Origin of the sequence: Acinetobacter sp. YH12105, from assembly GCF_013419095.1 — a bacterium.
In the GTDB taxonomy this organism is placed as follows: domain Bacteria; phylum Pseudomonadota; class Gammaproteobacteria; order Pseudomonadales; family Moraxellaceae; genus Acinetobacter; species Acinetobacter pseudolwoffii.
The window spans coordinates 1-25,828 of record NZ_VPAU01000014.1 but is presented as its reverse complement, the minus strand read 5'-3'; the positions used below and the strand labels follow the sequence as shown (position 1 = coordinate 25,828).

26 protein-coding genes, 5 tRNA genes and 1 pseudogene are annotated in these 25,828 nt (G+C 42.7%); 14 read left to right on the top strand and 18 right to left on the bottom strand.

The window, feature by feature from the left end:
* The first annotated feature begins 31 nt into the window (after nt 1-31).
* Nucleotides 32-121 (top strand) — tRNA-Ser (locus tag FTU44_RS10810).
* Between the two features lie 130 nt (nt 122-251).
* Here FTU44_RS10810 and FTU44_RS10805 read toward each other — a convergent pair.
* From FTU44_RS10805 to FTU44_RS10795, 3 genes are all read right to left on the bottom strand, one after another.
* The gene (locus FTU44_RS10805) at nt 252-1,223 is read right to left on the bottom strand and encodes a class I SAM-dependent methyltransferase (RefSeq protein ID WP_180050671.1); all 972 of its coding nucleotides are present in this window, start codon (nt 1,221-1,223) and stop codon (nt 252-254) included.
* A 301-nt stretch (nt 1,224-1,524) separates the two neighbouring features.
* Complete coding sequence (locus tag FTU44_RS10800; RefSeq protein ID WP_005171818.1) at nt 1,525-2,223, bottom strand: pirin-like bicupin family protein; 699 nt, start codon at nt 2,221-2,223, stop codon at nt 1,525-1,527.
* Between the two features lie 177 nt (nt 2,224-2,400).
* Nucleotides 2,401-3,621 carry a L,D-transpeptidase family protein gene (locus tag FTU44_RS10795; RefSeq protein ID WP_005171817.1) on the bottom strand — a complete coding sequence of 407 codons (1,221 nt, stop codon included), beginning with the start codon at nt 3,619-3,621 and terminating at the stop codon, nt 2,401-2,403.
* 206 nt (nt 3,622-3,827) lie between these two features.
* On the opposite strand from FTU44_RS10795, the gene hemE reads away from it, so the two are divergent.
* The 5 genes from hemE (at nt 3,828) to FTU44_RS10770 (ending at nt 9,843) form a co-directional block, all read left to right on the top strand.
* Nucleotides 3,828-4,898 carry a uroporphyrinogen decarboxylase gene (gene hemE / locus FTU44_RS10790; RefSeq protein WP_074383035.1) on the top strand — a complete coding sequence of 357 codons (1,071 nt, stop codon included), beginning with the start codon at nt 3,828-3,830 and terminating at the stop codon, nt 4,896-4,898.
* Between the two features lie 10 nt (nt 4,899-4,908).
* On the top strand, nt 4,909-5,709 hold the full coding sequence (locus tag FTU44_RS10785) for a DUF817 family protein (RefSeq protein WP_005096399.1): 801 nt from the start codon (nt 4,909-4,911) through the stop codon (nt 5,707-5,709).
* A 146-nt stretch (nt 5,710-5,855) separates the two neighbouring features.
* Nucleotides 5,856-6,326 (top strand): DUF3015 family protein, encoded by a 471-nt coding sequence (locus FTU44_RS10780; protein ID WP_005096400.1) that lies wholly within the window; start codon nt 5,856-5,858, stop codon nt 6,324-6,326.
* A gap of 78 nt (nt 6,327-6,404) precedes the next feature.
* Nucleotides 6,405-8,291, top strand: a complete 1,887-nt coding sequence (locus FTU44_RS10775; protein ID WP_180050668.1) for a DUF4105 domain-containing protein — start codon at nt 6,405-6,407, stop codon at nt 8,289-8,291.
* Between the two features lie 163 nt (nt 8,292-8,454).
* Complete coding sequence (locus FTU44_RS10770) at nt 8,455-9,843, top strand: diguanylate cyclase (protein ID WP_180050666.1); 1,389 nt, start codon at nt 8,455-8,457, stop codon at nt 9,841-9,843.
* A 19-nt stretch (nt 9,844-9,862) separates the two neighbouring features.
* Here FTU44_RS10770 and FTU44_RS10765 read toward each other — a convergent pair whose 3' ends face one another.
* From FTU44_RS10765 to FTU44_RS10735, 7 genes are all read right to left on the bottom strand, one after another.
* Complete coding sequence (locus tag FTU44_RS10765) at nt 9,863-10,423, bottom strand: DUF4385 domain-containing protein (RefSeq protein WP_180050663.1); 561 nt, start codon at nt 10,421-10,423, stop codon at nt 9,863-9,865.
* A 129-nt stretch (nt 10,424-10,552) separates the two neighbouring features.
* Nucleotides 10,553-10,990 (bottom strand): hypothetical protein, encoded by a 438-nt coding sequence (locus tag FTU44_RS10760; RefSeq protein WP_005096405.1) that lies wholly within the window; start codon nt 10,988-10,990, stop codon nt 10,553-10,555.
* 283 nt (nt 10,991-11,273) lie between these two features.
* The gene (gene folE / locus FTU44_RS10755) at nt 11,274-11,822 is read right to left on the bottom strand and encodes a GTP cyclohydrolase I FolE (protein ID WP_180050722.1); all 549 of its coding nucleotides are present in this window, start codon (nt 11,820-11,822) and stop codon (nt 11,274-11,276) included.
* Between the two features lie 93 nt (nt 11,823-11,915).
* Nucleotides 11,916-12,599, bottom strand: a complete 684-nt coding sequence (locus FTU44_RS10750; RefSeq protein WP_180050660.1) for a Smr/MutS family protein — start codon at nt 12,597-12,599, stop codon at nt 11,916-11,918.
* Nucleotides 12,600-12,794: 195 nt separating this feature from the next.
* Complete coding sequence (gene trpC / locus FTU44_RS10745; RefSeq protein WP_005096409.1) at nt 12,795-13,601, bottom strand: indole-3-glycerol phosphate synthase TrpC; 807 nt, start codon at nt 13,599-13,601, stop codon at nt 12,795-12,797.
* Nucleotides 13,602-13,621: 20 nt separating this feature from the next.
* Nucleotides 13,622-14,668 (bottom strand): anthranilate phosphoribosyltransferase, encoded by a 1,047-nt coding sequence (gene trpD, locus FTU44_RS10740; protein WP_005096410.1) that lies wholly within the window; start codon nt 14,666-14,668, stop codon nt 13,622-13,624.
* A 9-nt stretch (nt 14,669-14,677) separates the two neighbouring features.
* On the bottom strand, nt 14,678-15,262 hold the full coding sequence (locus FTU44_RS10735) for an aminodeoxychorismate/anthranilate synthase component II (protein WP_005096412.1): 585 nt from the start codon (nt 15,260-15,262) through the stop codon (nt 14,678-14,680).
* 811 nt (nt 15,263-16,073) lie between these two features.
* Here FTU44_RS10735 and glnA point away from each other — a divergent pair.
* From glnA to FTU44_RS10705, 6 genes are all read left to right on the top strand, one after another.
* Nucleotides 16,074-17,489: a type I glutamate--ammonia ligase gene (gene glnA / locus FTU44_RS10730; RefSeq protein ID WP_171063330.1), complete on the top strand. Its 1,416-nt coding sequence runs from the start codon at nt 16,074-16,076 to the stop codon at nt 17,487-17,489.
* A gap of 95 nt (nt 17,490-17,584) precedes the next feature.
* A complete protein-coding gene (locus FTU44_RS10725) occupies nt 17,585-17,863 on the top strand; it encodes a hypothetical protein (protein ID WP_074383029.1) in 279 nt (92 codons plus the stop codon).
* Nucleotides 17,864-17,898: 35 nt separating this feature from the next.
* On the top strand, nt 17,899-18,366 hold the full coding sequence (locus FTU44_RS10720) for a chorismate lyase (protein ID WP_034609065.1): 468 nt from the start codon (nt 17,899-17,901) through the stop codon (nt 18,364-18,366).
* Between the two features lie 6 nt (nt 18,367-18,372).
* Nucleotides 18,373-19,251, top strand: a complete 879-nt coding sequence (gene ubiA / locus FTU44_RS10715; RefSeq protein ID WP_100357214.1) for a 4-hydroxybenzoate octaprenyltransferase — start codon at nt 18,373-18,375, stop codon at nt 19,249-19,251.
* 111 nt (nt 19,252-19,362) lie between these two features.
* Nucleotides 19,363-20,601 carry a S9 family peptidase gene (locus FTU44_RS10710; RefSeq protein WP_159515954.1) on the top strand — a complete coding sequence of 413 codons (1,239 nt, stop codon included), beginning with the start codon at nt 19,363-19,365 and terminating at the stop codon, nt 20,599-20,601.
* 135 nt (nt 20,602-20,736) lie between these two features.
* Nucleotides 20,737-20,994 carry a hypothetical protein gene (locus tag FTU44_RS10705; protein WP_005096421.1) on the top strand — a complete coding sequence of 86 codons (258 nt, stop codon included), beginning with the start codon at nt 20,737-20,739 and terminating at the stop codon, nt 20,992-20,994.
* A gap of 1 nt (nt 20,995) precedes the next feature.
* Here the strand turns inward: FTU44_RS10705 and FTU44_RS10700 are convergent, their stop codons facing one another.
* From FTU44_RS10700 to FTU44_RS10670, 7 genes are all read right to left on the bottom strand, one after another.
* The gene (locus FTU44_RS10700) at nt 20,996-21,439 is read right to left on the bottom strand and encodes a DUF2726 domain-containing protein (RefSeq protein WP_005096422.1); all 444 of its coding nucleotides are present in this window, start codon (nt 21,437-21,439) and stop codon (nt 20,996-20,998) included.
* Between the two features lie 62 nt (nt 21,440-21,501).
* Nucleotides 21,502-21,577: transfer RNA gene (locus FTU44_RS10695), tRNA-Asn, on the bottom strand.
* Between the two features lie 6 nt (nt 21,578-21,583).
* Nucleotides 21,584-21,659: transfer RNA gene (locus FTU44_RS10690), tRNA-Asn, on the bottom strand.
* A gap of 293 nt (nt 21,660-21,952) precedes the next feature.
* Nucleotides 21,953-22,028 (bottom strand) — tRNA-Asn (locus FTU44_RS10685).
* A gap of 5 nt (nt 22,029-22,033) precedes the next feature.
* Nucleotides 22,034-22,109: transfer RNA gene (locus FTU44_RS10680), tRNA-Asn, on the bottom strand.
* Between the two features lie 147 nt (nt 22,110-22,256).
* Nucleotides 22,257-22,883, bottom strand: coding sequence for a superoxide dismutase (locus FTU44_RS10675; RefSeq protein WP_159138016.1), 627 nt, complete (start codon nt 22,881-22,883; stop codon nt 22,257-22,259).
* A 153-nt stretch (nt 22,884-23,036) separates the two neighbouring features.
* On the bottom strand, nt 23,037-23,795 hold the full coding sequence (locus FTU44_RS10670) for a Nif3-like dinuclear metal center hexameric protein (protein WP_180050658.1): 759 nt from the start codon (nt 23,793-23,795) through the stop codon (nt 23,037-23,039).
* 170 nt (nt 23,796-23,965) lie between these two features.
* Between FTU44_RS10670 and FTU44_RS10665 the strand changes: the two genes are divergently transcribed.
* Together FTU44_RS10665 and FTU44_RS10660 are read left to right on the top strand one after the other, a co-directional pair.
* Nucleotides 23,966-25,147: a trypsin-like peptidase domain-containing protein gene (locus FTU44_RS10665; RefSeq protein WP_005096426.1), complete on the top strand. Its 1,182-nt coding sequence runs from the start codon at nt 23,966-23,968 to the stop codon at nt 25,145-25,147.
* Nucleotides 25,148-25,284: 137 nt separating this feature from the next.
* The gene (locus FTU44_RS10660; protein WP_005096427.1) at nt 25,285-25,542 is read left to right on the top strand and encodes a hypothetical protein; all 258 of its coding nucleotides are present in this window, start codon (nt 25,285-25,287) and stop codon (nt 25,540-25,542) included.
* A gap of 177 nt (nt 25,543-25,719) precedes the next feature.
* Here the strand turns inward: FTU44_RS10660 and FTU44_RS10655 are convergent.
* Nucleotides 25,720-25,828, bottom strand: a pseudogene (locus FTU44_RS10655) (IS5/IS1182 family transposase); the annotation flags it as partial.

Sequence of the window (25,828 nt, the reverse complement as noted above, 5' to 3'; positions counted from 1 at the left end):
TTACATAAAAGCGCCGTATTATTGCGCCCATGGAAGCGTGGCAGAGCGGTTTAATGCACCGGTCTTGAAAACCGACGAGGGTGTGAGTCCTCCGTGAGTTCGAATCTCACCGCTTCCGCCAAATTTTAAAAACCCCAATCGAAAGATTGGGGTTTTTTTATTGCTGATGAATTTTACAGAATGATTTAAAATAAACGGATCTTAAAGAGGTTCGATATTTAAAAAGTCGATAATTTATAAACAGATATTCTTCAATCGCATACTTCAATCTTAATCAGAGCCAGAGCAATTCTTTCCACATGCTGGTAAGCAGGTTGCTCTAATTCTTCACCAAAAATATCCGGATCAATTTCCTCATAAGACCAGTGAATATTTTGATGCTGCTGCATCAGGTCTTGCAGATACTGTAAAAATCGATTGCCATTTCGTGTGATGGTAGCGCCGGTATATAAAAATAAACGGCCGCCTGAATTTAGCCTTTGCAGGCCTTGTTTTATAATTTTAAAAGATAATTCATTGCCATCGAGCTCATTACCTCCGTGTCGATATTGCCGTTGCTCAGGATCAATTAAATAAGGTGGATTGGCAAAAATCAGGTCAAACTGACCTTCAAGATTGGAAAATAAATTGCTCTGTACAGGAGAGATTGAAGCAAAACCCGAAAAATCAATGTTGAGCTGACTATAGAGCAAAGCTTTGGGGTTTAGATCTGCTACAAAGATTTCCTCATGATCCGGAAAGTATTTGGCGATACTGATGGTAGCAGCAGAGGTGCCACAGCATATTTCAGTAGCCCGTTTGAAAGGGCGAGGTTCGGTGGCTAGATATTGCTTGAGATGATAGACAAAGCGATAAGTATCGGGACCAAAAAAAACAGCATCCTGTTGTGTGGTCGGAAAGGAAGAGTGAATAAAGAGTTCACCTTCCAGTGAGGCGACCCTGACCAGACTGGTGTATTGCTCATCCTGAACCTGTAGAAGTTGCTGTTTTGCCAGCAAGGAAAAAAGCACCGGATCAAGATCGGTTTTGCTAAATTCCAGATTCCAGCCAAATATATCCTGCAGGGTTATTTCCTGATTTTTCTCGTTTCTTTTACGATCCAAAATCCGTTGATGCGACAACGGAGTAATAGCTGTGAACTGATAGTTTTGTTGTTTTAAAAACGCTAGTAAAAAATGCAGAGCATGTTGCTGGTGACTCTGAATTTCTAAAATCTGGTTCATAAGCGTTGCTCTTTGGTTTACGTAAAATCAATACAAAGCTGGATAGACGTTGAATCCCATATAAGACCATGACCAGATCAGCCATTCGCGATGCGTTCATTCAATAGAAATGAATCAGCTTCATCTTCGCCTGAAATGCCAGAATTTTAAGTAAAAAACTGATGTGAATTGGTGTGATTTTTATAGCTGTTTTTAAAAAATTATCTTCTGATAAAGCTTCTGTCTGCTTTTATTCTCGATTCATAAAAAATGGCTATTCATCAAAGTGATTAATAGCCATGATGGGTGAGAGCCTTAAAACTTAGTGAGGCACTTCTGGTAAATCAAACCAGATCACTTGCGCATCATCGATGGCTTGAATCTCTGAGTCATCCAGAAAAGCAATTGCACCACCCGCCTCAACTCTATGTTCTGCAATCTGCACAGTGCCAGAAACTACATGAATATAATTGATCTGCTGGGTGGCCTGCACTTGCAAACTTTGACCTTGCTGAATTACCGCAGTTTTGACTTCAGCATTCTGACGAATATGCATCGGCGCATTGCCATTCGGTCCACAAATTAAATGCCAATGGTTAGGCTGCTCATGCGGATCCAGACGAATTTGCTGATAATTCGGTTTGGCATCCTGTTCATTGGGAATAATCCAGATTTGCAGTAAATGTACCCGCTCATTGCCCTGATTCATTTCACTATGACGAATACCTGTTCCGGCACTCATGAGCTGCCATTCACCGGCAGCAATGCCGCCATGATTGCCCATGCTGTCCTGATGAGTAATGGTGCCTTTCAGTACGCAGGTCAGGATTTCCATATTGTCATGGGGATGGGTTCCAAAACCCTGATGCCCAGCGATTAAATCGTCATTAATAACACGTAAGGCACTGATCCCCATATACTTGGGATCATACCAGTTACCAAATGAGAAGCTGTGCTTAGACTCCAGCCAGCCCATTTTTACATGACCACGATTTTCGCTAGGATGTAGAAAAGCCTTCATGATTTCATCTCGATCTTATTTTCAACTTGAGATCATCATACTGTTGTTTTAAGCTCAAAAAAATCTCAAATGGGCGACATATCATTGCATTTTTGCAACGATATGTCAGCTTAAAATCAAGTCATAAAAAAGCCCACTGAAAAGCGGGCCATTTTATTCAAAGCATTTTATGGATCATTATTCCAGGAAACGAACAGTTACGCCAGATTTGACTTTACGGCCAAGATCATTGGCATCCCAGTTGGTCAGACGGATACAACCGTGTGAATAGGATTTAGAAATCATGGACGGATTCGGTGTACCGTGAATACCAAATGATTTTTTGTTGAGGCCAATCCAGACATTACCGACCGGGCCGTTTGGACCTGGTGGTAGAGACAGTGGTTTGGTGTTTTTACCTTGAACAAAGTTACTTGGCGAGTAGCTATACCAAGGATTTGGTGCAACGCCGGTGATTTTATAAGTACCCGTTGGTGAAGGCGTACTGGTATTGCCGATACTTGCAGGGAATGAGCCGATCATTTGATTTTTACTGTTAAATAAGTACAGTTGTTTGGCACCTTTATGTGCAACAATCAAGTGAATCCCTTCTGGTAGCTCATTACGAACATTGGTCACCAGAATCTTTTGGCCGACTTTGTTAAAATTAGCACCTGGATTCAACTTCTTCAGGAAGTTTTCATCCATATGGAACTTTTCACTGAGCATTTCAGATGCGCTGGTGTAGTACAAACCTTTCATTTTAGCCTGTAGCGCATAATCTGAAGGAATCGATTTGGCAAATGGCCCTGCCAGATCTTTTTCAGTGATGGTGTATTCTACAAAGGTCGGCTTGGAACCCTGACGTGCCACCAGTTTGTCCCAGGTTTCCTGCGTCAGTACGCCATTTGGCTTGATGCCATTCATTTGCTGGAAAGAGGCAATTGCTTTCAGTGTGTTCTTGCCGCTGGTACCATCAATCGCACCCGGTGAAGCGTGGGCATTGTTGAGCATGACATGTGCACGTGCGTAGACCGGAAATTGACCTGCACCAATATTTTCATACCACTGGGCATTGTTTAAGCCGTCTAAAGTCCACGAAGCTTTGGTCGCAGCAGAGTTCGTCGGGGCCTTGGTATTTGGCGCTGCACCAATGTCGGCAGATTGGTCTTCGGTATCTTGTAGCTCATTCAGTGCTTCAGAGGCCTGATTTAAGTCTTGTTGTTCTTGCGCCGTAATTTTGGCTTCAGCCGGTGCTTGGGCGGCTGAAGCTTCAGTCGCGAGTGGATCAATTGGATCCTGGACTGAAACATCGGTAACAACTTGCGGGTTCAATGGTTGTTCAGCAGTAGACGCAGCAAAAACAGTACCTGCGAAAATGCAACCTAAACTCACAGCGAGCATTGTGCGAACGAACATGTAAATCAACCTTAAAATTATTTCTTTAAAAATGTGAAAAAACACTATAAGTATTACAGAAAAAATGTGGAGATGCAGTAGTTGTTTTGTGTAAAACATCACATTTGGCCACTTAAGCTGATCGGTTTTTAAAGTCAGCAGAAGTTATTAAAAATACAACCTTTTTGTTATGATATGGCGAATATCAAAGATAGATAGGAAAGTAAATGACGACCTTAAAAAATGATCGTTTTCTGCGCGCCTTGTTGCGTGAACCTGTAGATGCCACTCCGGTATGGATGATGCGTCAGGCGGGCCGTTATTTACCAGAATATCGCGCAACGCGTGCTCAGGCGGGAGATTTCCTTTCTCTTTGCAAAAATACTGAACTGGCCTGTGAAGTGACCTTACAGCCTTTACGCCGTTATGATCTGGACGCCGCGATTTTGTTCTCTGACATTTTGACAGTGCCTGATGCTTTAGGTTTAGGATTGTATTTTGAAGTGGGTGAAGGGCCTAAATTTCATAAAACCGTCCGTACCGAGCAGGATGTCGCAAATCTGCCAGCCTTTAATGCAAAATCGGATCTGGATTATGTGATGAATGCAGTGTCGACCATTCGTTCGGCCTTGGGTGGCCAGGTTCCTCTGATCGGTTTCTCTGGCAGTCCGTGGACCTTGGCGACTTATATGGTAGAAGGCGGTTCAAGCAAGGATTTCCGTTTCACCAAAAATATGATGTATGCACAGCCTGAAGTACTGCATGCTTTGCTGGAACGTCTAGCCGACGCCGTGATTGATTATCTGAATGCGCAGATTGATGCAGGTGCACAAGCGGTACAGATTTTTGATAGTTGGGGCGGCGCACTGGCGCATCGTGAATATATCGAATTCTCGCTCAACTATATGAAGAAGATTGTTGCTGGCTTGCACCGTGAAAAAGATGGCCGCAAGATTCCAGTAATTCTGTTTACCAAAGGTGGCGGTCAGTGGTTGGAACCGATGATCGCTACAGGCGCAGATGCCTTTGGTCTGGACTGGACCACACCACTGGATGTAGCACGTCAAACCGTTGCGGGTCGTGCTGCGCTTCAGGGTAACCTCGACCCTGCGACCTTATATGGTTCATCGGAAACTATTATTAAGGCGACCAAAGCCATGCTGGATGATGCTTATGCCAATGGTGAAAAAACCGGTTATGTAGCAAACCTCGGCCACGGCATTACCCAGTGGGTCGATCCAGCCAATCCAAAAGCCTTTATTGATACCGTACATGAGTATAGTGCTAAATATCTTTAGGATTTAAACCTTGATCGATCTATTCAAATCAGGGTTTGAATTTACCTATAAGGCAGCTTCGGCTGCCTTATTTGGGATTCTACTCCTGCTGGCGTTTGCACTCACTGCTGCCATGGGCAGTGATCTGTTTTACGGTTTTTACCGTTATGACTATCTGTTATTTTTTGCCCTGCTCATTCAGGTGCTGCTGCTTTATACCAAACTGGAATCCTGGGCCGAAGCCAAAGTGATTGCGCTGTTTCATCTCATGGCCATGGTGATGGAAATCTTTCTGACCCATCCTGCGATTGCCTCCTGGTATTATCCACAACCGGCAATCTTTAAAATTATGACCGTGCCTTTATTTGCCGGTTTTATGTATTCTGCGGTCGGCAGTTTTTTTGCGCGTTCCTTGCGTTTATATCAGGTCTCATTTGAAAAGTTGCCAGGCTTTCGCCATATGTTGCTGCTGGCGGTGTTGTCTTATATCAACTTTATGAGCAAGTTTTTTATTCCTGACTATCGCATGCTTTTATTTGTCTGGAGCGTGCTGATGTTCTGGAAAACTAAAATTCGTTTTCAGTTGAATCAGCACGCTTTTCAGTTGCCAATGTTACCGATCTTGCTGCTGCTGGCCTTTATCATCTGGATTGCCGAGAACATCAGTACCTTTTATCAGATCTGGCTCTATCCAAGTCAGATTGAACAATGGCATATGGTGGGCTGGGGCAAACTCGGGTCCTGGTATTTGTTGTTATTGCTGAGTCTGGTCTTGGTACTGAAGATTTTAGGGCAGCGCAATTTACATGGCGACTGGACGCTGAAAGAGTAATGGAATTATTCAGGTTATGTTTATGTAAAGCATGCATTTTTTCGATTGCGCCAAACCTGACTTATCGCTACTCTGCTGAGTGTGTAAGTCAAATTACATAATGAGAGTAATAACAAAGATTGCATGAGAATAACTGGAGAATAAGTATGTTGAAAAAAATTATGCTGGCGGCAGTATTAGCGACTGGTTCAAGTATGGCAATGGCTGACCGAGATGTCGGCTGTGGTATCGGAAGTCAGGTGTGGGCCGGTCAGACTGGTATTATTCCTAAACTTTTAGCAGGTACCACCAACGTTCTTTTCACGAATCAATGGCTCGGGATCACGTTTGGTACTTTAGGTTGTAGCCAGGGTGGCACAGTCACCGCTCAAGTGGTGACTTTTACCAATGAAAATGCTGAAGCACTGGCGCGTGATATGGCAGTGGGTGAAGGTGAAAGCCTGAATGTTCTGGCTGAACTTCTGAATATAAAATCTGAAGACAAAGGCCATTTTTTTAACATTTCCAAGCAGAATTTTTCTGAAATCTATTCCGAACAAAACCAGAATACCCTTCAAGTTCTAAGCTCATTACAAACAGTGATGGCCAAAGATGAAGTATTGAAATCTTATATCTGATCCGCACTTTGAAAACCCTGCTGCTCTGGCAGGGTTTTTCTTATGACTCAAAGAAATTGACGAGAATAAGTTAACTGAATGAAATATGCGTTCTTCATGTTGGGTCTGGCCTTCAGTCCCTTAAGTTTTGCAAACGAAATTAATCCGGATATCCAGCATTATCTCGATCAGGCCAAAAGCAAACGTCTGGATCAGAGCACCACCTGGCAGCGTCTGATGTATGCCAATTCTAAAGGCCACAGCGAGGTCGATTATTCAGGCTATTTTCTGGCAGAGCAGGGAAAGACTGATCTCAAAAAAGAAATACAGCATAATATTCAGGCCTTATTTGGCAGTGCAGAACCGAATCAGTCCATCCGTTGTAAGTTTCCGGCCCGAAGCAGCTGGTTAATGCAGCAGCTGGATATTTCCGAACAGCAATTGCCTGAAGTGAGTTGTCCGGATTTTGATCAGTGGATTGCTGAGGTCAAGCCCTATCAGGCCACGCTGATTTATGCCACAGATTTTATGGGCAATCCCAGTTCGATGTTCGGGCATACCTTGTTACGTCTAGATCCCAAAGATCAACAGCAGCTCAACCTGATTTCCTATGCCGTCAACTATGCCGCAACCGTCGATGGCAATGACAACTGGTCATTTGCCTGGAAAGGACTGACCGGACAATATCCGGGTGAATATTCCCTGATGCCATATTATCGCAAGGTCAAAGAATATGGTGACTTTGAAAGCCGGGATTTATGGGAATATGAATTAAATTTAACTCCACAAGAGACCCGGTTTCTGGTGCAGCATCTTTGGGAAATGCAAAAGGTGAGTTTCCCTTATTATTTTATCAATGATAATTGTGCTTATCGCTTGCTGGGGTTATTTGATCTGGTGCGTCCTGAGTTAAATTTACAAAAACAGTTTAATTCGACTGCCATTCCGATCGAAACCTTGAAAGTGGTAGAACAGCAGGGCTTGATCAAACAGAAAGTTTATCGTCCTGCCCTGGAAACACAGTTGCTGGCTCAATCTAGACAGCATGGCAAAGCTTTGGCAAAAAAGGCTCATCAGCTGGCTTATGCAGAAACAGGTACCATGCCTTCAATGTTGCAAACTTATCCGGCAGAGGATCAGGCCAAAGTGCTGGAAATGGCCTATGATCATCTATATCTGGATTTTCTCAGACAGAAAGTAGATGAGTCCTTTGCCCAGCCACGTTTTCGCAAGTTATTGGGCTTAAGAAGTCAGCTGGCTATCGAGAAACAGCGTCAAGCACCTGAGCGACCGAAAACAGATCCAGTACAAAGTCATCATGCACGAAATATCAGTTTTGAGGCCGGACAGGTTCAGGGCGAATCCTTTGTTCAGCTTGGGCATCGGCAGGCTTATCATGATTTAATCGATCCACAGGGTGGTTTGCGTACCGGCACACAACTGCTGTTTCTGGATGGGGCATTACAATATCGTAATAGTGAACTCAAACTGGAACATCTGGATTTACTGGCCGTCAATTCCTATAACCCGATTAATCCATTTAATACGCCCTTATCTTGGGGTTTTAATCTGGGCTGGACACAGGAAGCCTTAGACCGTCATGGCCAGTTTAGCGAAGAGCAACAGCATGGCGTCGCCGGTTTTAAGACCCAAGCGGGCTATAGCTGGGCAAATGCGAGCCGCGAACATTTGTGCTATGCACAAATGCAAACTCACGTTCAGGCGGGCAAGGCGCTCGATCAGGGTTGGCGCGTAGGAGCAGGGCCAACTTTGGGCTGCCAGAATATCTGGACTGATCAGATCAACAGTCTGGTGCAAGTGGAACTGCCTTATTGGGAAGATTCGCATCGCTGGCATCTGAAGCTAAATACCCAATTGCAATATGCCTTTACTGCACAGAATGCGGTTCGATTGTCTTGGGAATATCAGCAACAACAGGCGAAAGACTGGGATCAATGGAGTTTGGGCCTGATCCGTTATTTTTAAACGGCTTATATATTTTAAGGGCTAGTTTACGAAACTTTTCCTGTGAATCATCGATCAGTATAATTGGAATAATCTTGTCGATATTTTAGTTAATGCACCCGAATTTTGTTATATTTGTCACATAATGTTAGTGCAAATTGCAGTGTTTTGGGGAATGGGGCGTATGAATAATGAATGCATGGCAATGCTGGCCGAACAATGGAGGCAGATCTGTCAGAATTATTCAGCAGATGATCTATTGCATGCATTTCATTTTGTTCAGGAACATTCTGTTATTCTGGTCGAAGAATTCTATAAGAATATGCTCTTAGAAAAAGAATCGGCCCAGTTCCTGACCGACCAGATGGTTCAGCAGCGTTTGCGTAATACCCTGATTCAATGGCTGTCAGAAAGTTTTAGCGTACCGATCAACAAGAGTTATGTGCAAGCCGTACAAAAGCAGGCGATGGTTGGACATGTACATGCCCGGGTCGGTATACCTTCTTGGTTAATCATGCGTGGTGTTCGCGAAATTGAACGCAAGGTTTTTGAACTGTTGCAAGCATCTTCTCAAAACAGCATGTTGACCGCCTGCAGTTATATTGTGCAAATCATGGGCTTTGCCACAGAAATCATGTGCCGTTCTTATGAAGCCAAAACAGCCATGAATCAGGAAATCAAACACAGTTACCGTGTTTTTTCAGCCATGCAGGATGTAGCGGTACAAAAAGACAAACAGCGCAGCTCATTGCTGGACTGGGAAAATGAACTGATGTTTAAGGTCTTTTCGAGCCCTGACAGTTTAAAGCATCCGATGTTGTCCAAATCCGAGTTCGGTTTATGGTTTATCCATAAAGCCTCTTATGCTTTTACCGGTTCGGACCAGGTCGATTTAATCATTGAGCGGATTTATCAGATTGATGCAATTAATCAGACCATCATGGATTGTACGGATAAAAATAATGTCTTGGGGCTGATTCAACAAATCCGTGACTTAAACCGTGAAATTCAACTGCTGGTCGATCAGTTATTTCAGGTTGCGGAATATATTGAATCAGGCAATGATTCATTGACCCAGTTGTTAAATCGCCGTTATTTAAATACGGTGATTTCCCGTGAAATCACTTTTTCCCGTAAAAATCATACACCTTTGTCTTTACTTGCGATGGATGCCGATTTCTTTAAAAGTATCAATGATAAATTTGGACATGCCGCAGGTGATCTGGCACTTAAATTTATTGCCGAAGCGCTGCAAAAATACAGTCAGGGCAGTGATTATGCCTTCCGGGTCGGTGGGGAAGAATTCTTATTGTTGCTGGTCGATACAGATAAACAACGTGCCTTAAGTATTGCCGAAAGTATTCGTAAATATGTTGAAAATGGCATGATTAAAACCGCGCAAGGACAACAGTTTAAAATCACGATCAGTATTGGATGTACGCTCTATGACGGGCATCCGGATTATCAGCGATTTTTGGATGCTGCGGATGCCGCACTGTATATGGCGAAAAATACCGGTCGTAACCGGGTCTATATGGCACAGTCGCCCTCAAATCCGGTAGGGCAGCAATGATCCAGCTAGCTTAAAAGTTTTATTCCTCTGCCGTATGTTGCTGGATAAATTCCTGAAATTTTCGCTTTTGCTGAATATAGTCTGGATGGTTTTTCGCATCATTCCATTTTTGTTTAAAAATGTTGGCGGCCGCTGCTTTGACCGGATCTCCGTGGCTGCGTGGCAATTCTGAACGGCCATGTGCGCCGCTTAAGCCTTTCTTATCTTCCGGAACCGGCCCATCATATTTTTTACCACCTTTATGGTTGGCGTAACGGCGGGCACGGGTATAACCCATCTGTAAAAACTTGCGTGCCATGTCCGCACCGATAAAATCATCTTGTTTTAAATAAGCTAGGAATAGCTGATAAATTTTGTCACTGCTGGCTTGGGCTTTTTCTTCATCCGCAAAGCGCCAGTGCGGCAGAATTTCAGATTTATAAGGCTCCACCAATAATACGCCTTGTTCTCCTCGGCCAATTCGGTACAACTCGGGCCGTTTGCGAAAATTAATCTTTTCGAAGTCCAGAGAATAATCAAAACTATTCGACACCACCCGTGACTGACGTTTTGGCGGCGGATTTTTGGCTGCTGGACTCATATCTTTGCCTTATATTTAGAAGGGTCGGTATCACTCAATAAAGAACACACTAAAAAATATAAAATAATTCTACTGATCTACTCACCCGAGACCAGGATCAAGAAAAGCCCCAGTCATGGGGCTTGGATTTTACTTTGACTTTTTCGAACTGGTCTTCGAGGTTTTGGCTTTATCAGACTTGCTCTTGGACGAAGTGCTTGACTGCTTTTTGGCCGGTGCTGATTTTTTTGAAGAAGATTTTTTCGTCTTGCTGTCTTCATCTTTGCTCTTATTGCTGCTTTTCGCTTTAGCCGGTTTTTTCGCTGAAGATGTTTTCAGGTCTTTGGCTTTATCGCTGCCTTTAGAACTCGCACTTTTCTTCGCCTTTACTTTTTCATCTTTACTGGCATTCTCTTTTTTAGAAGATGCTGCTTTAGATTTAGCACTTTCAGCTTTTTTGCTGACTTTGCGATCGCTGTCCTTGTCACTGCTTTTGTTCGACTTCTTCAGTTTTTCATCTTGCGTCTTTTTAGCAGTTTTTGCAGATTTCTTGCTGTCTTTGTCCTGATTGTTTTTGCTATTCGCCATGGTCATTTTCCTTGTCATTAAAAATCAAGCAGAAAGATATAAAGCTGTTTGCTGTATATCAACGTCAATTTACTTTAAGCGAGGACTAACTGGATTAAAACTTTATCATGTATCTAAATGTAGGCTTGTTGCAAAGATAAGCAGCAATTGTTTAGCTGCAAGTATAACGAATGCAAATTTGGTCAACAGCAGCTGTGATATCGATATTCTCTGATCAGAGCAGTTTATAAGAAATTAAAAAAACCCCGAATGATCGAGGCTTTAAATAATTGGCTTTTAAGGCTTAGTAGCTTTCTGGCACTGCACTTAAAAACTCACGGCGGGTTTCTTTATCAGTTTTAAAATCACCAATAAAAGAGACTGTACGTGTGGTCGATTCCTGTTTGCCCACACCACGCATCATCATGCACATATGTGCAGAATCAATCATCACGGCGACACCACGTGCTTTGGTGATTTCCGCCACTGCTTCTGCAATTTGCTGGGTCAAGTTTTCCTGGATTTGCAAACGACGCGCAAACATTTCAGTAATACGGGCAAATTTGGACAGGCCCAAGACATGACCTTCCGGTAAATAGGCGATATGGACACGGCCATAAAATGGTAATAAATGATGTTCACATAAGGAATAGAATTCGATGTTTTTGACCAGCACCATTTCACGGTTGTCGGAAGGAAAGACCGCTTTGTTGGTAACTTCTTTAAGTGTCTGACTATAACCCGAGGTTAAATATGAAAATGCTTTGGCAGCACGCACAGGCGTATCTTTGAGACCAGGGCGATTGAGATCTTCGCCAACGGCAGTAAGAATGTTTGCGTAGGATTGCTGCATAGTCATATGACGTATTCACTTAAACTGAGAATGAACAAGGACGGCATTGTAGCAGAAAACTTTTACAATGCCTTGTTTTGAGGCGAAAACCGGTTACTGTTTAAACTTTGGATTCTTTTCTGCACGTTTTAGCAGAACCAGAACTGCACCAGTACCGCCTTGTTTTTCAGGCGCACTGATAAAAGCCAAAACATCGCGATGCTGACGCAGCCAACCATTCACATAGGTTTTTAAAATCGCTTCCGGGCCTTTACCGTGTACGATCTTAATCACGTTCTGGTTTTCATCTTTGGCGATCTGGATAATTTGTAGCACCGCCTGACGCGCTTCTTCCACGGTACAGCCATGCAGATCCACAGCTTCAAACCAGCGTAAATTGCCGGCTTTTAAGTCTTCAAACACTTTATGCTGCAAGGTGGCAATGCGATAGCTCAAGTTGGCCTGACTCCCGACAGGATTGAGCATGGCCTGCGTGTCCGATAATGCCATGGCATCTGTTTCCATCGGGCCAGTCGCCGCTGCACGCTTTGCCAGAACTTGTGCATCCGGTTTTTTCTTGCGTGGTTTGTCCAATTGAACGGTATTTCCCGATTCAATTTTTTGCACGCCCTGCATTTGCTTGCGGAATAATTCCAGTTCTTCTAAAGCTTCTTGCTCGACAGTCTTTTCAACGGGTGCAGCAACAACCGCAGGGGTATGTGGCTGTGTAATTTGCTTCTTAAAAGATTTCAGCAGGTTGTACTGATCTTTAGATAATGAAGAATCGTGTTTACTCATAATGTAAAAACAAGGGAGATGCGGAATTTAACAGAATTATAGTCTGAAAATAGATAAAGGAGAAATGAATTGCTTGCATGGCATGTCTCGGTATTTGTGAATTCACATGATGCTATTTCTTTTCTTATCAATCCTGAAAATAAAAAAGCCCAATCCTGAGATTGGGCTTGGTCTAAGTATTAAACTAGTCAATAGTTAAACCGATTCAGGCTCACCAAACAGGTTACGGAATGCATGATCAGGTCGAGGCTGTTTCATAAAACTTTCACCGACCAGAAAGGCATGAATATCATGCTGTTGCATCATCGCCACATCGGCAGGAGTAGCAATACCACTTTCAGTGACTAACAGGCGAGAGGGATCGAGTAAGTTCTTTAAACGAATCGAGGTATCTAAATCGACATCGAAGGTTTTTAAATTACGGTTATTCACACCCAGCAAGCAGCGATCTGAAAGTTTCAGCGCACGTTCCAGTTCAGCTTCATCATGTACTTCAACTAAAACATCTAAATTATGCTCAAAAGCAGTCTTCGACATTTCTTCCAGTTGCTGATCTGACAGACATGCCACAATCAGTAAAATACAATCTGCATCTAAGGCACGTGCTTCAATGACTCCATAAGGATCGATCAGGAAATCTTTGCGCAGCGCCGGCAGGTCACAATGCGAACGGGCAATCTGAATATTTTCATCTGCACCCTGAAAAAAGTCCACATCGGTCAGGACAGATAAACATGCGGCACCAGCATCTTGATACTGTGCTGCAATTTCCGCAGGATTAAAATTCTCACGAATAATCCCCTTAGATGGCGAGGCTTTCTTGATTTCAGCAATTACACCCGGACGTTTTGACATTAAAGACTGGGCAAAACCACGCACAGCTGATGCACCTTGAGCGAGCTCTTCCAGATCTTTATAACTTTTCTGCTTTAAACGTAGAGCAAATTCTTCCGTTTTACGGTCAACAATCTTGCCTAAAATTGTATTTGCGATATCCACCATGATCAAAATTCCTGACCGAATTAAGCTTCGTATTGTTTAATGGTTTTGGTAAATTCAGACAGCACACTCATTTTTTCCAGAGCCTGGCCGCCATAAATAATGTCATGTGCCAATGCAACACCATGTTTATAACTGCTGGTCAAACCGGAAACATAAATACCTGCACCGGCATTCAGGGCAATCATATTGGCCGCTTTATCACCGATCTCTGATTTTTTCTTGCCCAATGCATCCTTGATTAATGCCAGACTCTGTGCAGAATCTTCTACAATTAAACCAGTCAAGGTTTGAGATTCGATATTAACCAATTCAGGGGTAATTTCCCATTCAGTCACTTCGCCATTTTTTAGCTCAGCCACATACGTTGCAGAGGCAAGACTGATCTCATCCAGCCCGTCGCGAGAATGCACCACCATCACATGTTCAGCACCGAGCTGTTTCATCACTTCTGCAATCGGACGGCACAGTTCATTGGAAAACACGCCAATGACTAAGCGATTGACGCCGGCCGGATTGGTCAGCGGGCCAAGTAAATTGAAAATGCTGCGAATCCCCAATTCTTTACGCGGGCCGATTGCATATTTCATGGCTGTATGATGATTCGGTGCGAACAGAAACCCGACCCCCACATCACGAATACAACGCTCGGTTTGCTGCATATTCAGGTCAAGATTAATCCCAGCCTGTTCCAGTAAATCTGACGAGCCTGATTTGGTTGAAACGCCACGGTTGCCATGTTTAGCAATGGTTGCGCCTGCTGCTGCAATCACAAATGCAGACGCGGTAGAGACGTTAAACAGGTTTTGACCATCACCGCCTGTACCGACAATATCGACTAAATAGGGAATATCGCTGACATCAATTTTGGTAGCCAGTTCACGCATGACCCGTGCGGCTGCGGTAATTTCATCAATGCTTTCACCTTTAAGGCGTAAACCCATCAGCAGGGCACCAATCTGGGCATCAGTGGTTTCACCTGACATGATGGCACGCATCACGTCTTGCATTTGATCCTGAGTCAGGTGAATGTTTTTGGTAATATTGTTTAAAGCTTGTTGAATATTCATAAGATGTTCTTAGGCATAAATTTCGAGAAAGTTTTTAAAGATTTGATGGCCATGCTGGCTCAGGATCGATTCAGGATGGAACTGCACGCCTTCGACCGGCAATGTCTTATGTTTTACCCCCATAATTTCTTCCATAGAGCCATCGGCTTCATTGGTCCAGCAGGTCACTTCCAGACATTCAGGCAAGGTGGCTTGATCAATCACCAGGGAATGATAGCGCGTTGCAGGAAATGGCGACGGAAGATTGCTGAAAATCCCGGTATCGCTGTGGTACATATCCGACAGACGGCCGTGCATGACACGTTTGGCACGTATGATGTCACCGCCAAATGCCTGACCAATACTCTGATGGCCGAGACAAACGCCCAATAACGGAATTTTTCCAGCAAAATGCTGAATCGCAGGAATCGAAATGCCTGCTTCACTCGGCGAGCATGGGCCGGGGCCAATCACTAAATACTTGGGTTGCCATCGCTCTATATCTTCCAATGTCACGGCATCATTACGGACTACTTTTACTTCTTGATTCAATTCGCCAAAATATTGAACGATGTTGTAAGTAAAGGAGTCATAGTTGTCGACCATTAAAAGCATGAGCTTAACCTATTGAAATTAATGCACTTAACTGTGCTAAAGTTGTCCAGATCGTACTTTATTTGCGCTTATTGCAAGCACGGGTGTACCACGACTAAATCATTGATTTCATTGTGTGAAAATAAAGCACTATTCATCATAGCAAAAAATAGCCGTATTCGGCGCAACAATTTTGCTCAATTTATTTGCTTTAAAAGCATCTGTATCAACTGAAATAAAATTTTAATCATGATTTAAAGTAATAGACTTACTTAAAGAAACTTTAGGCTGTGTATTTTTTAGGGAAAAATTGATAAGTTAAAAATAATCAGCAATATTGATCTAAAGTTTGTTGAAAAAAGCATCACTTGAATAATAGAAATTTATATAGACTATGGTGTAGAAAGTATATTTAAAGAAAATGCCTCAAAATATTCACTGAGCAACTGCATGTTGCAGATCTCTGTTTGTCTCAGACCATAAGAAAACAGTCAATTTTTTAGCAACATATGGGTGTTTTTTAAACAAATACACGAAAAAGTAGCAAATTTTATATAAAAAACTATGTTTTTAATACACTTCTATAGGTGATTGCACTATTTAGGTGCGCTAAAAAATAAAGCAGAAATAAAATAAATGAAGAATGCCTGAATATAGTGCATTTAGTTTCTCAACTAGTATAATAGTCGCAAAGTATTTTTGTCACTTCATGATTTCTTATATAGATTTCAAGATTTTATCTATACTTTGAATAGTTGGTACGGTAATTGCTTAATGACTACCAACTACTAACACGCACGTAACGAGTGCAACAAAAATTCATCGGAGCAAAATGAGCATGGCGAACAAAGTCCTTCAACTCATCCAAGAAAGTGGCGCGAAATGGGTCGATTTCCGTTTTACGGATACTAAAGGTAAAGAGCAACATGTGACTTACCCAGCAGATACAATCGACGAAGATACTTTTGAAGACGGTAAAATGTTCGACGGTTCTTCAATTGCTGGTTGGAAGGGCATCGAAGCATCTGACATGATTTTACGCCCAGATGCAGAAACCGGTTTCATCGACCCGTTCTTTGCCGAGCCTACAGTTGTTGTGACTTGTGATGTGATTGAGCCTTCTACAGGTCAGGGTTATGACCGTGACCCACGTTCGATTGCTCGCCGTGCTGAAGAATACCTAAAATCGACAGGTATTGGTGATACAGCATTCTTTGGCCCAGAACCAGAATTCTTCGTATTTGACGAAGTGAAATGGGAAATCGATATGTCTGGCGCGCGCCATACATTGATCGCTGAAGAAGCGGCCTGGTCAACCAACAATGACTACGAAGGTGGTAACTCTGGTCACCGTCCACGCGTAAAAGGTGGTTACTTCCCGGTTCCTCCAGTTGATTCTTCACATGATATGCGTGCAGATATGTGTGCCAAAATTGAAGACATCATGGGCCCAGGTCGTGTAGAAGTACATCACCATGAAGTTGCATCTTGCCAGTTGGAAATTGGTGTAAGCTTCAACACCATGGTTCGTAAAGCGGACGAAGTTCAACAGTTTAAATATGCGGTTTGGAACGTTGCGCATCAATATGCGAAAACAGCAACCTTTATGCCTAAACCAATGGTTGGCGATAACGGTTCTGGTATGCACGTTCACATGTCGATCTCTAAAGATGGCAAGAACTTGTTTGCTGGTGATGAATATGCAGGCCTTTCAGAAATGGCATTGTACTTCATTGGCGGTATTATCAAACATGCGCGTTCATTGAATGCATTAACCAACCCTTCTACAAACTCGTACAAGCGTCTGGTTCCGCATTTCGAAGCACCGATTATGCTGGCTTACTCAGCGCGTAACCGTTCTGCATCTATCCGTATTCCTTACGTGTCAAGCCCGAAAGGCAAGCGTATTGAAGCTCGCTTCCCAGATCCAATGATGAACCCGTACCTCGGTTTCGCGGCATTGTTGATGGCAGGTATCGACGGTATCCAAAACAAGATTCATCCAGGTGAAGCGGCTGACAAAAACCTGTACGATCTTCCTCCTGAAGAAGAAGCGAAAATCCCGACTGTGGCGCATAGTCTGGATATGGCGCTTGAAGCACTTGAAGCAGATCATGATTACCTGCTGAAAGGTGGCGTGTTCACGAAAGACATGCTTGATGCCTATATCGAACTTAAAACTGAAGAAGTGCGTCGTTTAAACACGACCACTCACCCAGTTGAATTCGAGATGTACTACAGCCTGTAATTCTTTCAAGAATTTCACTGTAAAAAACCCGCGCATGTCGCGGGTTTTTTCTATACTGGGTTAATATAAAGCAAAGAATGTTGAATTAGATTGTTATGACTAAACCACGTAAAAAACATACCGGATTTTTTCCTTGGAATGATCCTAAAGACCATGCGCAAGGTTTTAAGTTAAATTTTTCTGAAGTTACGTATTTGGAAGTAGGGCGTACCATTGAAGGTTATAAACAAGCACAGTTTGTTGAACTGAAAAATCCTGAACTGGCACTTACATTTGACTATCCAAAAGAGTTTTATTTAAGCGCTGAAGGCTTAATTTTAATTAAAACACCCCAAGGCAAATTTGAAGTGATTGCTAAAGCAGATAACTGTTAAACATGACGTATTTTTCTAAAAATCAGCATGCCTTGATGCCCACTATGTCTGCTGAGCTAAAACCATGGCTGTATGCATCAGGTTCTCTGACACAGCAATTGACCGGCTTGGCGCAGGGACAATTTCATGTTGAGCCTATTCAAGAGCATTTTCAGCGTTTAAGCTTCGCCAATGCCAAATGGATGCAGATGTCACATCAGCATACTTCCTGGGTGCGGGAAAGCTATCTCTATGGTTCAGAACAGTCGCCCTGGGTGAAAGCAAAGAGTATTTTTCCAATTTTAAGCCTGCAAAAAAAAGCCCGAATCTTTCAGCATATTGGGACTAAGCCAATTGGCTGGTTCCTGTTTCAACGGACGAATCCACTCTGCCAGCGTCGGGTCATTCTTTTAGAAGAGGGTTGGACGCGTCAGAGCTGCTATACTTGGCACGGCTGTAAATTTATCGTACAAGAAACATTTTTACCGGCATTTGAACACTTTATACAAAATTCAAGGGCTTGACTTTATATGGCAACTGCACAAGCAATAACCTGGCGTGAGCGTCTTGGCGCCTATTATTATCTTTGTCGTTTTGATAAACCGATTGGTACTGAACTGGTCTTTTGGCCAACCTTGTGGGCGTTATGGATCGCGGCTCAGGGGATGCCACGCATTGAAATTTTAATTCCCATGATTTTGGGTGTGATTTTTATGCGGGCGGCGGGTTGTGCCATCAATGATTTTGCTGACCGTAAAGTCGATGCGCATGTGGAGCGTACTAAAAACCGACCACTAGCGACCGGAGTCATCAGCGCCAAAGAAGCGGTGATGGTATTTCTGGTTTTGGTGGCTGCCAGCGCCTGTCTGCTATTTTTCTTGCCGATCGAAACTTTTTACTGGTCATTTGGGGCTTTGCTGTTAGCGTTTATTTATCCTTTTATGAAACGTTATACCCATTTGCCTCAGGTATTTTTGGGTGCAGCATTTTCCTGGGCCATACCCATGGCCTATACCGCTGTTGGGCAAACACCTGATCTGACTTGCTGGTTATTGTATTTTGGTAATCTGGCCTGGACTGTGGCCTACGATACTCAATATGCGATTGCAGACCGTGAATATGATTTAAAGATAGGGGTGAAGTCGACTGCAATCTTGTTTGGCCAGCATGATATTTCAATTATTAGCACCCTGCAGGCGAGCAGTATTTTATTGATAGGTGCTGCACTTTGGCTGGAAAATTTATTGATTCCATTTGGCTTGTTAGCACTTTTGCTGGTTGCTGCTGATTTTATTTACCAATGGTTTAAAACTCGCGATAAAAATCCACAGCTATGTTTTTGGGCATTCCGTCATAACCGTTGGATTGGCCTCATTATTTTTGTGGGAATATTGTTTGCTCTAAGATAATTACCGTATGTCGGATAACAACAAAAGCATCCTATAAAGGATGCTTTTTTTATGATTAATTTTGAGTGATCTCGATTAAGAGATAGGGAATAACAATAAAAGGATAGAAATATGCAGAACAGTTATAAGAAATTGATGTTAGGTGTGCTGTGTTCCTCGGTACTATTTTTATCTGCGTGTAACGATGATGATAATGATTTCTTTGTCCCGCAGCCTCAGGTTTTTCTCGGTGAACAAACGTATACCCAAGATGTTATGTCTCAAGCATCAAGTATTCGGGTTATGCGCTATAACATGCCAAATGTACAGAATAGGACTGCAGAAGCTACTGCCTTGGTAATTTATCCGCGAACACAACAACCACGAGATGGTTGGCGTGTTGTTGTCTGGGAGCACGGTACAGTAGGGAGCGGTGATAGTTGTGCGCCAAGTCGAAATACTTTTAACCCACGCTTTAAAGCCATGGCTGAGAGTCTGCTTGCCAAAGGCTATGTGATTGTTGCTCCTGATTATGAAGGATTGGGTACACAGGGCATTCATCCTTATTTACATTTAGAGAGTGCGGCACAATCTGCAATTTATGCAGTGAAAGGATTTAAGCAACAGCAAGGGAATAGATTTAATGGAGCTTGGGTTTCTGTGGGTCAATCACAAGGGGGGCATGCTTCGCTTGCAACGGCAGAATTTGCAGGAAATGATCCAAACTATAAGGCAGCGGTTGCTGCGGCACCAGCCTCCAGCCTAGGTTATATTATTGGTACAGTTGCCCCACAAGCTTTAAATCGATTAGTTTTGGGCGAGGGTGCTGGTGTTGTTCCGGCAGGAACTGCCAAAGCTGTGTATTCAGAATTACTTGCTTATGCAGCATATGTGGCAGTTGGAATTAAAGCTTATGAGCCAAATTTTGTATATCAGAATATTTTTGAATCCAGTGCAAAACTGGTTGCTGAGCGTGCAGAAGGAACCACTGGTGAAAATGGCTTGTGTCTAGGCGATTTAATGACAGAGTTTAGTGCAGATATCGATCAATGGTTGCGGCAGAATCCTGGAAGAACAGTAGCTGAATATCCGGGGTTGATAGATGCTTTTGATCAAAACAGATCTGTGAAAGAATTTTTGGTGGAGAACCAACCCGCGACTAAAAAAATCAGTGTACCAGTCATGATTATTCAGGGTAAGGAAGATATGGCAGTACCTTATGATGTTACAGATGTTTTGCAAAAGAATTTGGCAGCTTTGGGTACAGACGTGACTTTCCTAGGGGTTGAGGGCGCAGGACATACTCAAGCAATTGTAGAAAAGAATGCTGAACTGGTTGCATTTATTGAAGAGCATATGCCAGCTAAGTAAAGAATAGAGTTATTAAGATCTACAAAGGAGCTTCGGCTCCTTTTTTACAGTAAAACTTTTCAAAGACTTGAGCTATGACTTTATTTTGTTATATTGAGCAGTGCAATTAAGTGAAGAAATTAAAGTAGGTTTGTTATGTCTGAGCAGCCGCAGCCCCGCAGTGTTAAAAAGCTGGTAATTTTAGGTGCGCTGGTATTATGTATACCGATATTTTTGGTGAGTATGGCTTTTCTTGCGGTAAATAGTGATGCTAAAAATCAGGAAAAATATAAACAGCAGCAGGCAGAAATGATTGCGCGCATCGAAGCGCGAGAAGCTGCGGAAAAGCTCAAAGCAGAGCAAGATACAAATTCAACCCAAGCTGCATCCGAAAGCGCAGTAACCTTACCTTAAATTATCTCAAATCTCTTTGCAGTTGTCTGATGCTTGGAATCTGAGTGTATCGAATCACGGTATAGCCTGCTGCAATCAGCATAGCATCCCGTTCAGCATCTTCCTGCTCTTTGCCAATGTGGCTGGGATCATCCAGTTCAATAATGGCCAGTACATTATAGTCACGATCAAGCACCACAAAATCTGTAACTTTACGATTGAACTGATTACGCATGTTCATCTGGTCATGCGTAATCAAGGCGCTAAAGGCAACCTGAGCCAGAATATGATGATGAGGAAAGGCTTCTTTTAGGCGTGTAAACATCCTGCTTTCAAAAGCAGTAATCACACGCTTCGGATAGAATTTTTTTTGACGGGTGAACAGATGTGGGAAGAGCAGGCAAACTAACGCAAAAGTTGCCAGGCAGCCAATCACAAAAAATATAAACTGACTCAAATTAAACACAGATCACAAATAGGGACGAATAAAAAAACCCACTTCGCAATGAGTGGGTTTTTTCAGAATCTTGGCTCTCCCACCTGGGCTCGAACCAGGGACCTGCGGATTAACAGTCCGTCGCTCTACCGACTGAGCTATGGGAGAATAGATTGGCTCTCCAACCTGGGCTCGAACCAGGGACCTGCGGATTAACAGTCCGTCGCTCTACCGACTGAGCTATTGGAGAATCTGACAGCGATTATAGAGAGATTTGAAAAGGGGTCAAGGCACTTTTAGAAAAAAGCCGAAGAAATTGAATCAAGTGTTTTAAAAATAGTCGAAAAGGCTTGGAGTTCAAACTGTTATGTTTATGTAAACAGTCTGAGCAGTCAGATTGTTATCAGCCTTAATTTTTGTAAGTGATCTGGATCAGAGAATATAAGGTAGCTGATTGTACATACAGATATCACTACCGATCTCAATTTAAAAAAAGCAGATATAAAAAAACCCACTTCGCAATGAGTGGGTTTTTTAGAATCTTGGCTCTTCCACCTGGGTTCGAACCAGGGACCTGCGGATTAACAGTCCGTCGCTCTACCGACTGAGCTATGGAAGAATAGATGGCTCTCCAACCTGGGCTCGAACCAGGGACCTGCGGATTAACAGTCCGTCGCTCTACCGACTGAGCTATTGGAGAATCTGATCGGCATTTTAGGCAGGAAACCCAAGGTCGTCAATCAATTAATGTAAAGAAATGAATTGTTTGCTTTATAAATATTCATTTGGGGCTTAAAAATAAAAAAATCACCCGAAATGGGTGATTTTTTAGCAAAGAAATAAAGAATTATTTCTCAACACCTGCAGGCTGACCTGCATATTTCGCATTTGCATAATCCCAGTTTACTAGGCTTTCCAGGAAAGTAGAGATGTATTTAGGACGTGCATTACGGAAGTCGATGTAATAAGCATGTTCCCAAACGTCAATCGTCAATACTGCAACTTTACCGTGCGCCATTGGCGTATCAGCATTTGAAGTTTTCATGATTGACAGTTGACCGTTTACTTGGTCAGCCACTAACCAAGCCCAACCTGAACCGAACTGAGTGGTTGCAGCAGCAGCAAATTCTTCAGCAAATTTTTCGTAAGAACCGAAAGCTTCATCAATTTTTGCAGCCAAAGTACCCGTTGCTTTACCGCCACCGTTTTTAGCCATACAGTTCCAGTAGAACGTGTGGTTCCAAACTTGGGCAGCGTTATTGAAAACACCTGCTTTAGACGCATCACCAGCAGTTGCTGTAATGATTTCTTCTAGAGTTTTGCCTTCAAGCTCAGTACCAGCGATCAGGTTGTTCAGGTTAACCACATAAGTATTGTGGTGTTTGTCGTGATGGTATTCTAAAGTTTCTTTGCTGATGTGTGGAGCAAGATCTTCGTAGCCATAAGGTAATGCTGGTAAAGTAATGGTTGTCATGTTCTCAATTCCTTGCATTTAGCTGGGTTTTAACAATAAGTGGCTTTATTGTAATAGATAATCGGACCAAATGGGCATTGCGTATAAATAACAATACACAATAAATCCTGAAAATATATAAATAAAGCTCGTGGAAAATGCTGTCAGCGAGAATTAAATCGGATTGTTTAATTCGTAATAAGCATACTCAATATTAAACTGTTCTGAAATCGCTTTGGCCAGGTGCTGTACACCATATTTTTCAGTGGCATGATGGCCACAGGCATAATAATGTACATTCAGTTCCTGAGCTTCATAGAAGGTGCGTTCGCTCACTTCACCAGAAATATAAGCATCACACTCTTGTAGCGCTGCTTTATGAATATAATCCTGCGCACCACCGGTACAGAAACCGACTTTATGGATTTGAGTTTTGTCCGCAGGAAGATGAATTGCATCAAAGCCAAGTTTTTCTGAAATATGGTTTTTAAAATATTCAGGACGCATCGGTTGTTTTAAATAGCCAATATTGCCAATCGGATGGCGTTCACTCGGATCCAACTGTTCAATATTTTCCAGTTCTAATAAATCTGCAATCGCCGCATTATTGCCTAAAGTTGGATGACTGTCTAAAGGCAGATGATAGCCAACCAGAGAGATATCATTTTGAATTAAGGCTCTAATCCGTTTACCGCGCATACCAGTGATCGGATAGGCTTCACCTTTCCAGAAATAGCCATGATGAACCAGCAGTAAATCTGCGCCTTGCTCAATTGCCGCTTCGATCGCACTTTGCGAAGCACTCACGGCACACAGGATTTTATTGACCTCAGATTTACCTTCAATCTGCAAGCCATTCGGTGCATAGTCCTTAAATTCACGTGCTGCCAAAGTCTGTTCACACCACTGAATAATATCGTTTAAATTCGCCATAAAATTCCTGTTCGTTTAAAAATTTGCTAATATTTATCTTTATATTTAATTGTAACTAAAGCTGCACAAAACTCTGTGGAATTTTTTGTGTTTAGTTATGTATTTCGCATTACAATAGAACACAAATTACTTAGTCATCAACGAATTAAAATATTTTAGAGGATAACAACGTGCGCCGCACCTTTACATGGTTACCCTGGGTGTTACTGATTTTGGTCATTATCGGTTTTTTGGGGTGGCAACAACTACAAAAACCAAAAGCACCGGTTGCACCAGATGGTGTCAAGATGCCTGCTGAAAAAGTAGAGCCGTTGATTGATACGTCGCGCTCAGGAGGCGTGGTCTCCTATAGTGCTGCGGTAAGAGTGGCAGCGCCGGCTGTAGTCAATATCTTTACCACTCAAAAAGTCAAACAGCAGGCTCATCCTTTGCTGACCGATCCGGTCTTTCGTGAGTTTTTTGGCGATCAGTTGCCTGACCAGTATGGACAAAGTCCGAATGAGAACAGTTTAGGTTCCGGGGTGATTGTACGTCCTGATGGTTATATCCTGACCAATAATCATGTGATTGCACAGGCAGACCAGATTGTGGTGGCATTGCAGGATGGACGACGTGCTGAAGCAAAAGTTGTGGGAATGGATCCAGATACCGATCTGGCAGTGATTAAAATTGAACTGGATCAATTACCCGTGTTGCCTTTTAAATTGAGTGGCAATGAAGTCGGTGACGTCGTTTTGGCCATTGGTAACCCATTTGGTGTGGGTCAAACCGTAACGCAAGGGATTATTTCAGCAACAGGGCGTTCAGATCTGGGCATTAATACCTATGAAGACTTTGTGCAAACCGACGCTGCAATTAACCCGGGAAATTCAGGCGGAGCCTTGATCGATGTCGCAGGTAACCTGATTGGGGTGAATACGGCAATTTTCTCGCAAACTGGTGGTTCACTGGGGATTGGTTTCGCCATTCCAGCCAAAATCTGCCAGCAGGTGATGAATGCTATTCTGAAAGATGGCCGTGTCGTTCGTGGCTGGTTAGGAATCAGTTTATTACCGACAGAACGTGATGATGTACTGCAACCTAAAGAGAAAGGGGTGACTGTCGCAGAAGTGCTGGCAGATGGACCGGCAGCGAAAGCGGGCATCCAGCGTGGCGACAAAATTATGAAAGTGAATGAGGAAGAGATTAGTTCGGCTTCGCATTTGATTAATTTTGTTGCCCTGCAAAAGCCGAATAGTACCATTCAGATTGAAGTAGAGCGTGCTGGAAAAACCATGATGCTGGATGTAGTAGTGACTGAGCGTAAAGCACAAAACAGTTCTTCCCAATATATTCCACTGCCCGGTCAGTAAGTTTCTATTTAAAAAATCCCTCTGCAGAGGGATTTTTTTTGCTTGTTATTTTTTAGTTACCTGATACAAAAATGAAATACGGCTTTTGGTTTAAATCATTTAACTTGATGAAATTACATCAAAAGAGAAAATAAAAAATGACTTTTATGACGGCGGATCAGGCCAAGGTTTTATCAGATGTGGCCAATTTAAATATTGAGGTCTATAAGCCGCGTCTAGCCAAGTTAATTGAAGAAAATGCGAAACAGGGCAATACCGCAGTCATTACTGTATTTCCCAAACATTTGCCTTTGGAAGATATTCGGGCTTTATCAGCCGAGTTGACTGAACTGGGCTATAACGTACGTTTTGAAGTGCTGGAGTTTTATTATAGCTTTAATGTGTACTGGCTCTAGTGTGAATCTTCATTGAACTAAGGCTTATTTTGAGCCACTATTTTACTGGATCGGTCTGATTTGATCTTATGAGTGATCGGGCTGTATGTGATCAAAGGCGCGAGTTTTTATAAGTAGGTGCTCAACTCTAAAAAATCCATCAGTTTTATTTTAGAATCATTAGGGTCTGTTGACATTTCAAGTATAGAATTTACCCGATAAAGGTAGCCAAATAAATATACAAGCTAATGCAACTGCCCCCTCATAGCTACACTTTAGCTTATCATATCGTGTTGCTATTCCTCTG

What these genes read in the sequence shown, in the direction of transcription:
- FTU44_RS10805 (WP_180050671.1), bottom strand. Translation starts at nt 1,223, where the DNA reads ATGAACCAGATTTTAGAAATTCAGAGTCACCAGCAACATGCTCTGCAT.
- FTU44_RS10800 (WP_005171818.1), bottom strand. Translation starts at nt 2,223, where the DNA reads ATGAAGGCTTTTCTACATCCTAGCGAAAATCGTGGTCATGTAAAAATG.
- FTU44_RS10795 (WP_005171817.1), bottom strand. Translation starts at nt 3,621, where the DNA reads ATGTTCGTTCGCACAATGCTCGCTGTGAGTTTAGGTTGCATTTTCGCA.
- hemE (WP_074383035.1), top strand. Translation starts at nt 3,828, where the DNA reads ATGACGACCTTAAAAAATGATCGTTTTCTGCGCGCCTTGTTGCGTGAA.
- FTU44_RS10780 (WP_005096400.1), top strand. Translation starts at nt 5,856, where the DNA reads ATGTTGAAAAAAATTATGCTGGCGGCAGTATTAGCGACTGGTTCAAGT.
- FTU44_RS10775 (WP_180050668.1), top strand. Translation starts at nt 6,405, where the DNA reads ATGAAATATGCGTTCTTCATGTTGGGTCTGGCCTTCAGTCCCTTAAGT.
- FTU44_RS10770 (WP_180050666.1), top strand. Translation starts at nt 8,455, where the DNA reads ATGAATAATGAATGCATGGCAATGCTGGCCGAACAATGGAGGCAGATC.
- FTU44_RS10765 (WP_180050663.1), bottom strand. Translation starts at nt 10,423, where the DNA reads ATGAGTCCAGCAGCCAAAAATCCGCCGCCAAAACGTCAGTCACGGGTG.
- FTU44_RS10760 (WP_005096405.1), bottom strand. Translation starts at nt 10,990, where the DNA reads ATGGCGAATAGCAAAAACAATCAGGACAAAGACAGCAAGAAATCTGCA.
- folE (WP_180050722.1), bottom strand. Translation starts at nt 11,822, where the DNA reads ATGCAGCAATCCTACGCAAACATTCTTACTGCCGTTGGCGAAGATCTC.
- FTU44_RS10750 (WP_180050660.1), bottom strand. Translation starts at nt 12,599, where the DNA reads ATGAGTAAACACGATTCTTCATTATCTAAAGATCAGTACAACCTGCTG.
- trpC (WP_005096409.1), bottom strand. Translation starts at nt 13,601, where the DNA reads ATGGTGGATATCGCAAATACAATTTTAGGCAAGATTGTTGACCGTAAA.
- trpD (WP_005096410.1), bottom strand. Translation starts at nt 14,668, where the DNA reads ATGAATATTCAACAAGCTTTAAACAATATTACCAAAAACATTCACCTG.
- FTU44_RS10735 (WP_005096412.1), bottom strand. Translation starts at nt 15,262, where the DNA reads ATGCTTTTAATGGTCGACAACTATGACTCCTTTACTTACAACATCGTT.
- glnA (WP_171063330.1), top strand. Translation starts at nt 16,074, where the DNA reads ATGAGCATGGCGAACAAAGTCCTTCAACTCATCCAAGAAAGTGGCGCG.
- FTU44_RS10725 (WP_074383029.1), top strand. Translation starts at nt 17,585, where the DNA reads ATGACTAAACCACGTAAAAAACATACCGGATTTTTTCCTTGGAATGAT.
- FTU44_RS10720 (WP_034609065.1), top strand. Translation starts at nt 17,899, where the DNA reads ATGCCCACTATGTCTGCTGAGCTAAAACCATGGCTGTATGCATCAGGT.
- ubiA (WP_100357214.1), top strand. Translation starts at nt 18,373, where the DNA reads ATGGCAACTGCACAAGCAATAACCTGGCGTGAGCGTCTTGGCGCCTAT.
- FTU44_RS10710 (WP_159515954.1), top strand. Translation starts at nt 19,363, where the DNA reads ATGCAGAACAGTTATAAGAAATTGATGTTAGGTGTGCTGTGTTCCTCG.
- FTU44_RS10705 (WP_005096421.1), top strand. Translation starts at nt 20,737, where the DNA reads ATGTCTGAGCAGCCGCAGCCCCGCAGTGTTAAAAAGCTGGTAATTTTA.
- FTU44_RS10675 (WP_159138016.1), bottom strand. Translation starts at nt 22,883, where the DNA reads ATGACAACCATTACTTTACCAGCATTACCTTATGGCTACGAAGATCTT.
- FTU44_RS10670 (WP_180050658.1), bottom strand. Translation starts at nt 23,795, where the DNA reads ATGGCGAATTTAAACGATATTATTCAGTGGTGTGAACAGACTTTGGCA.
- FTU44_RS10660 (WP_005096427.1), top strand. Translation starts at nt 25,285, where the DNA reads ATGACTTTTATGACGGCGGATCAGGCCAAGGTTTTATCAGATGTGGCC.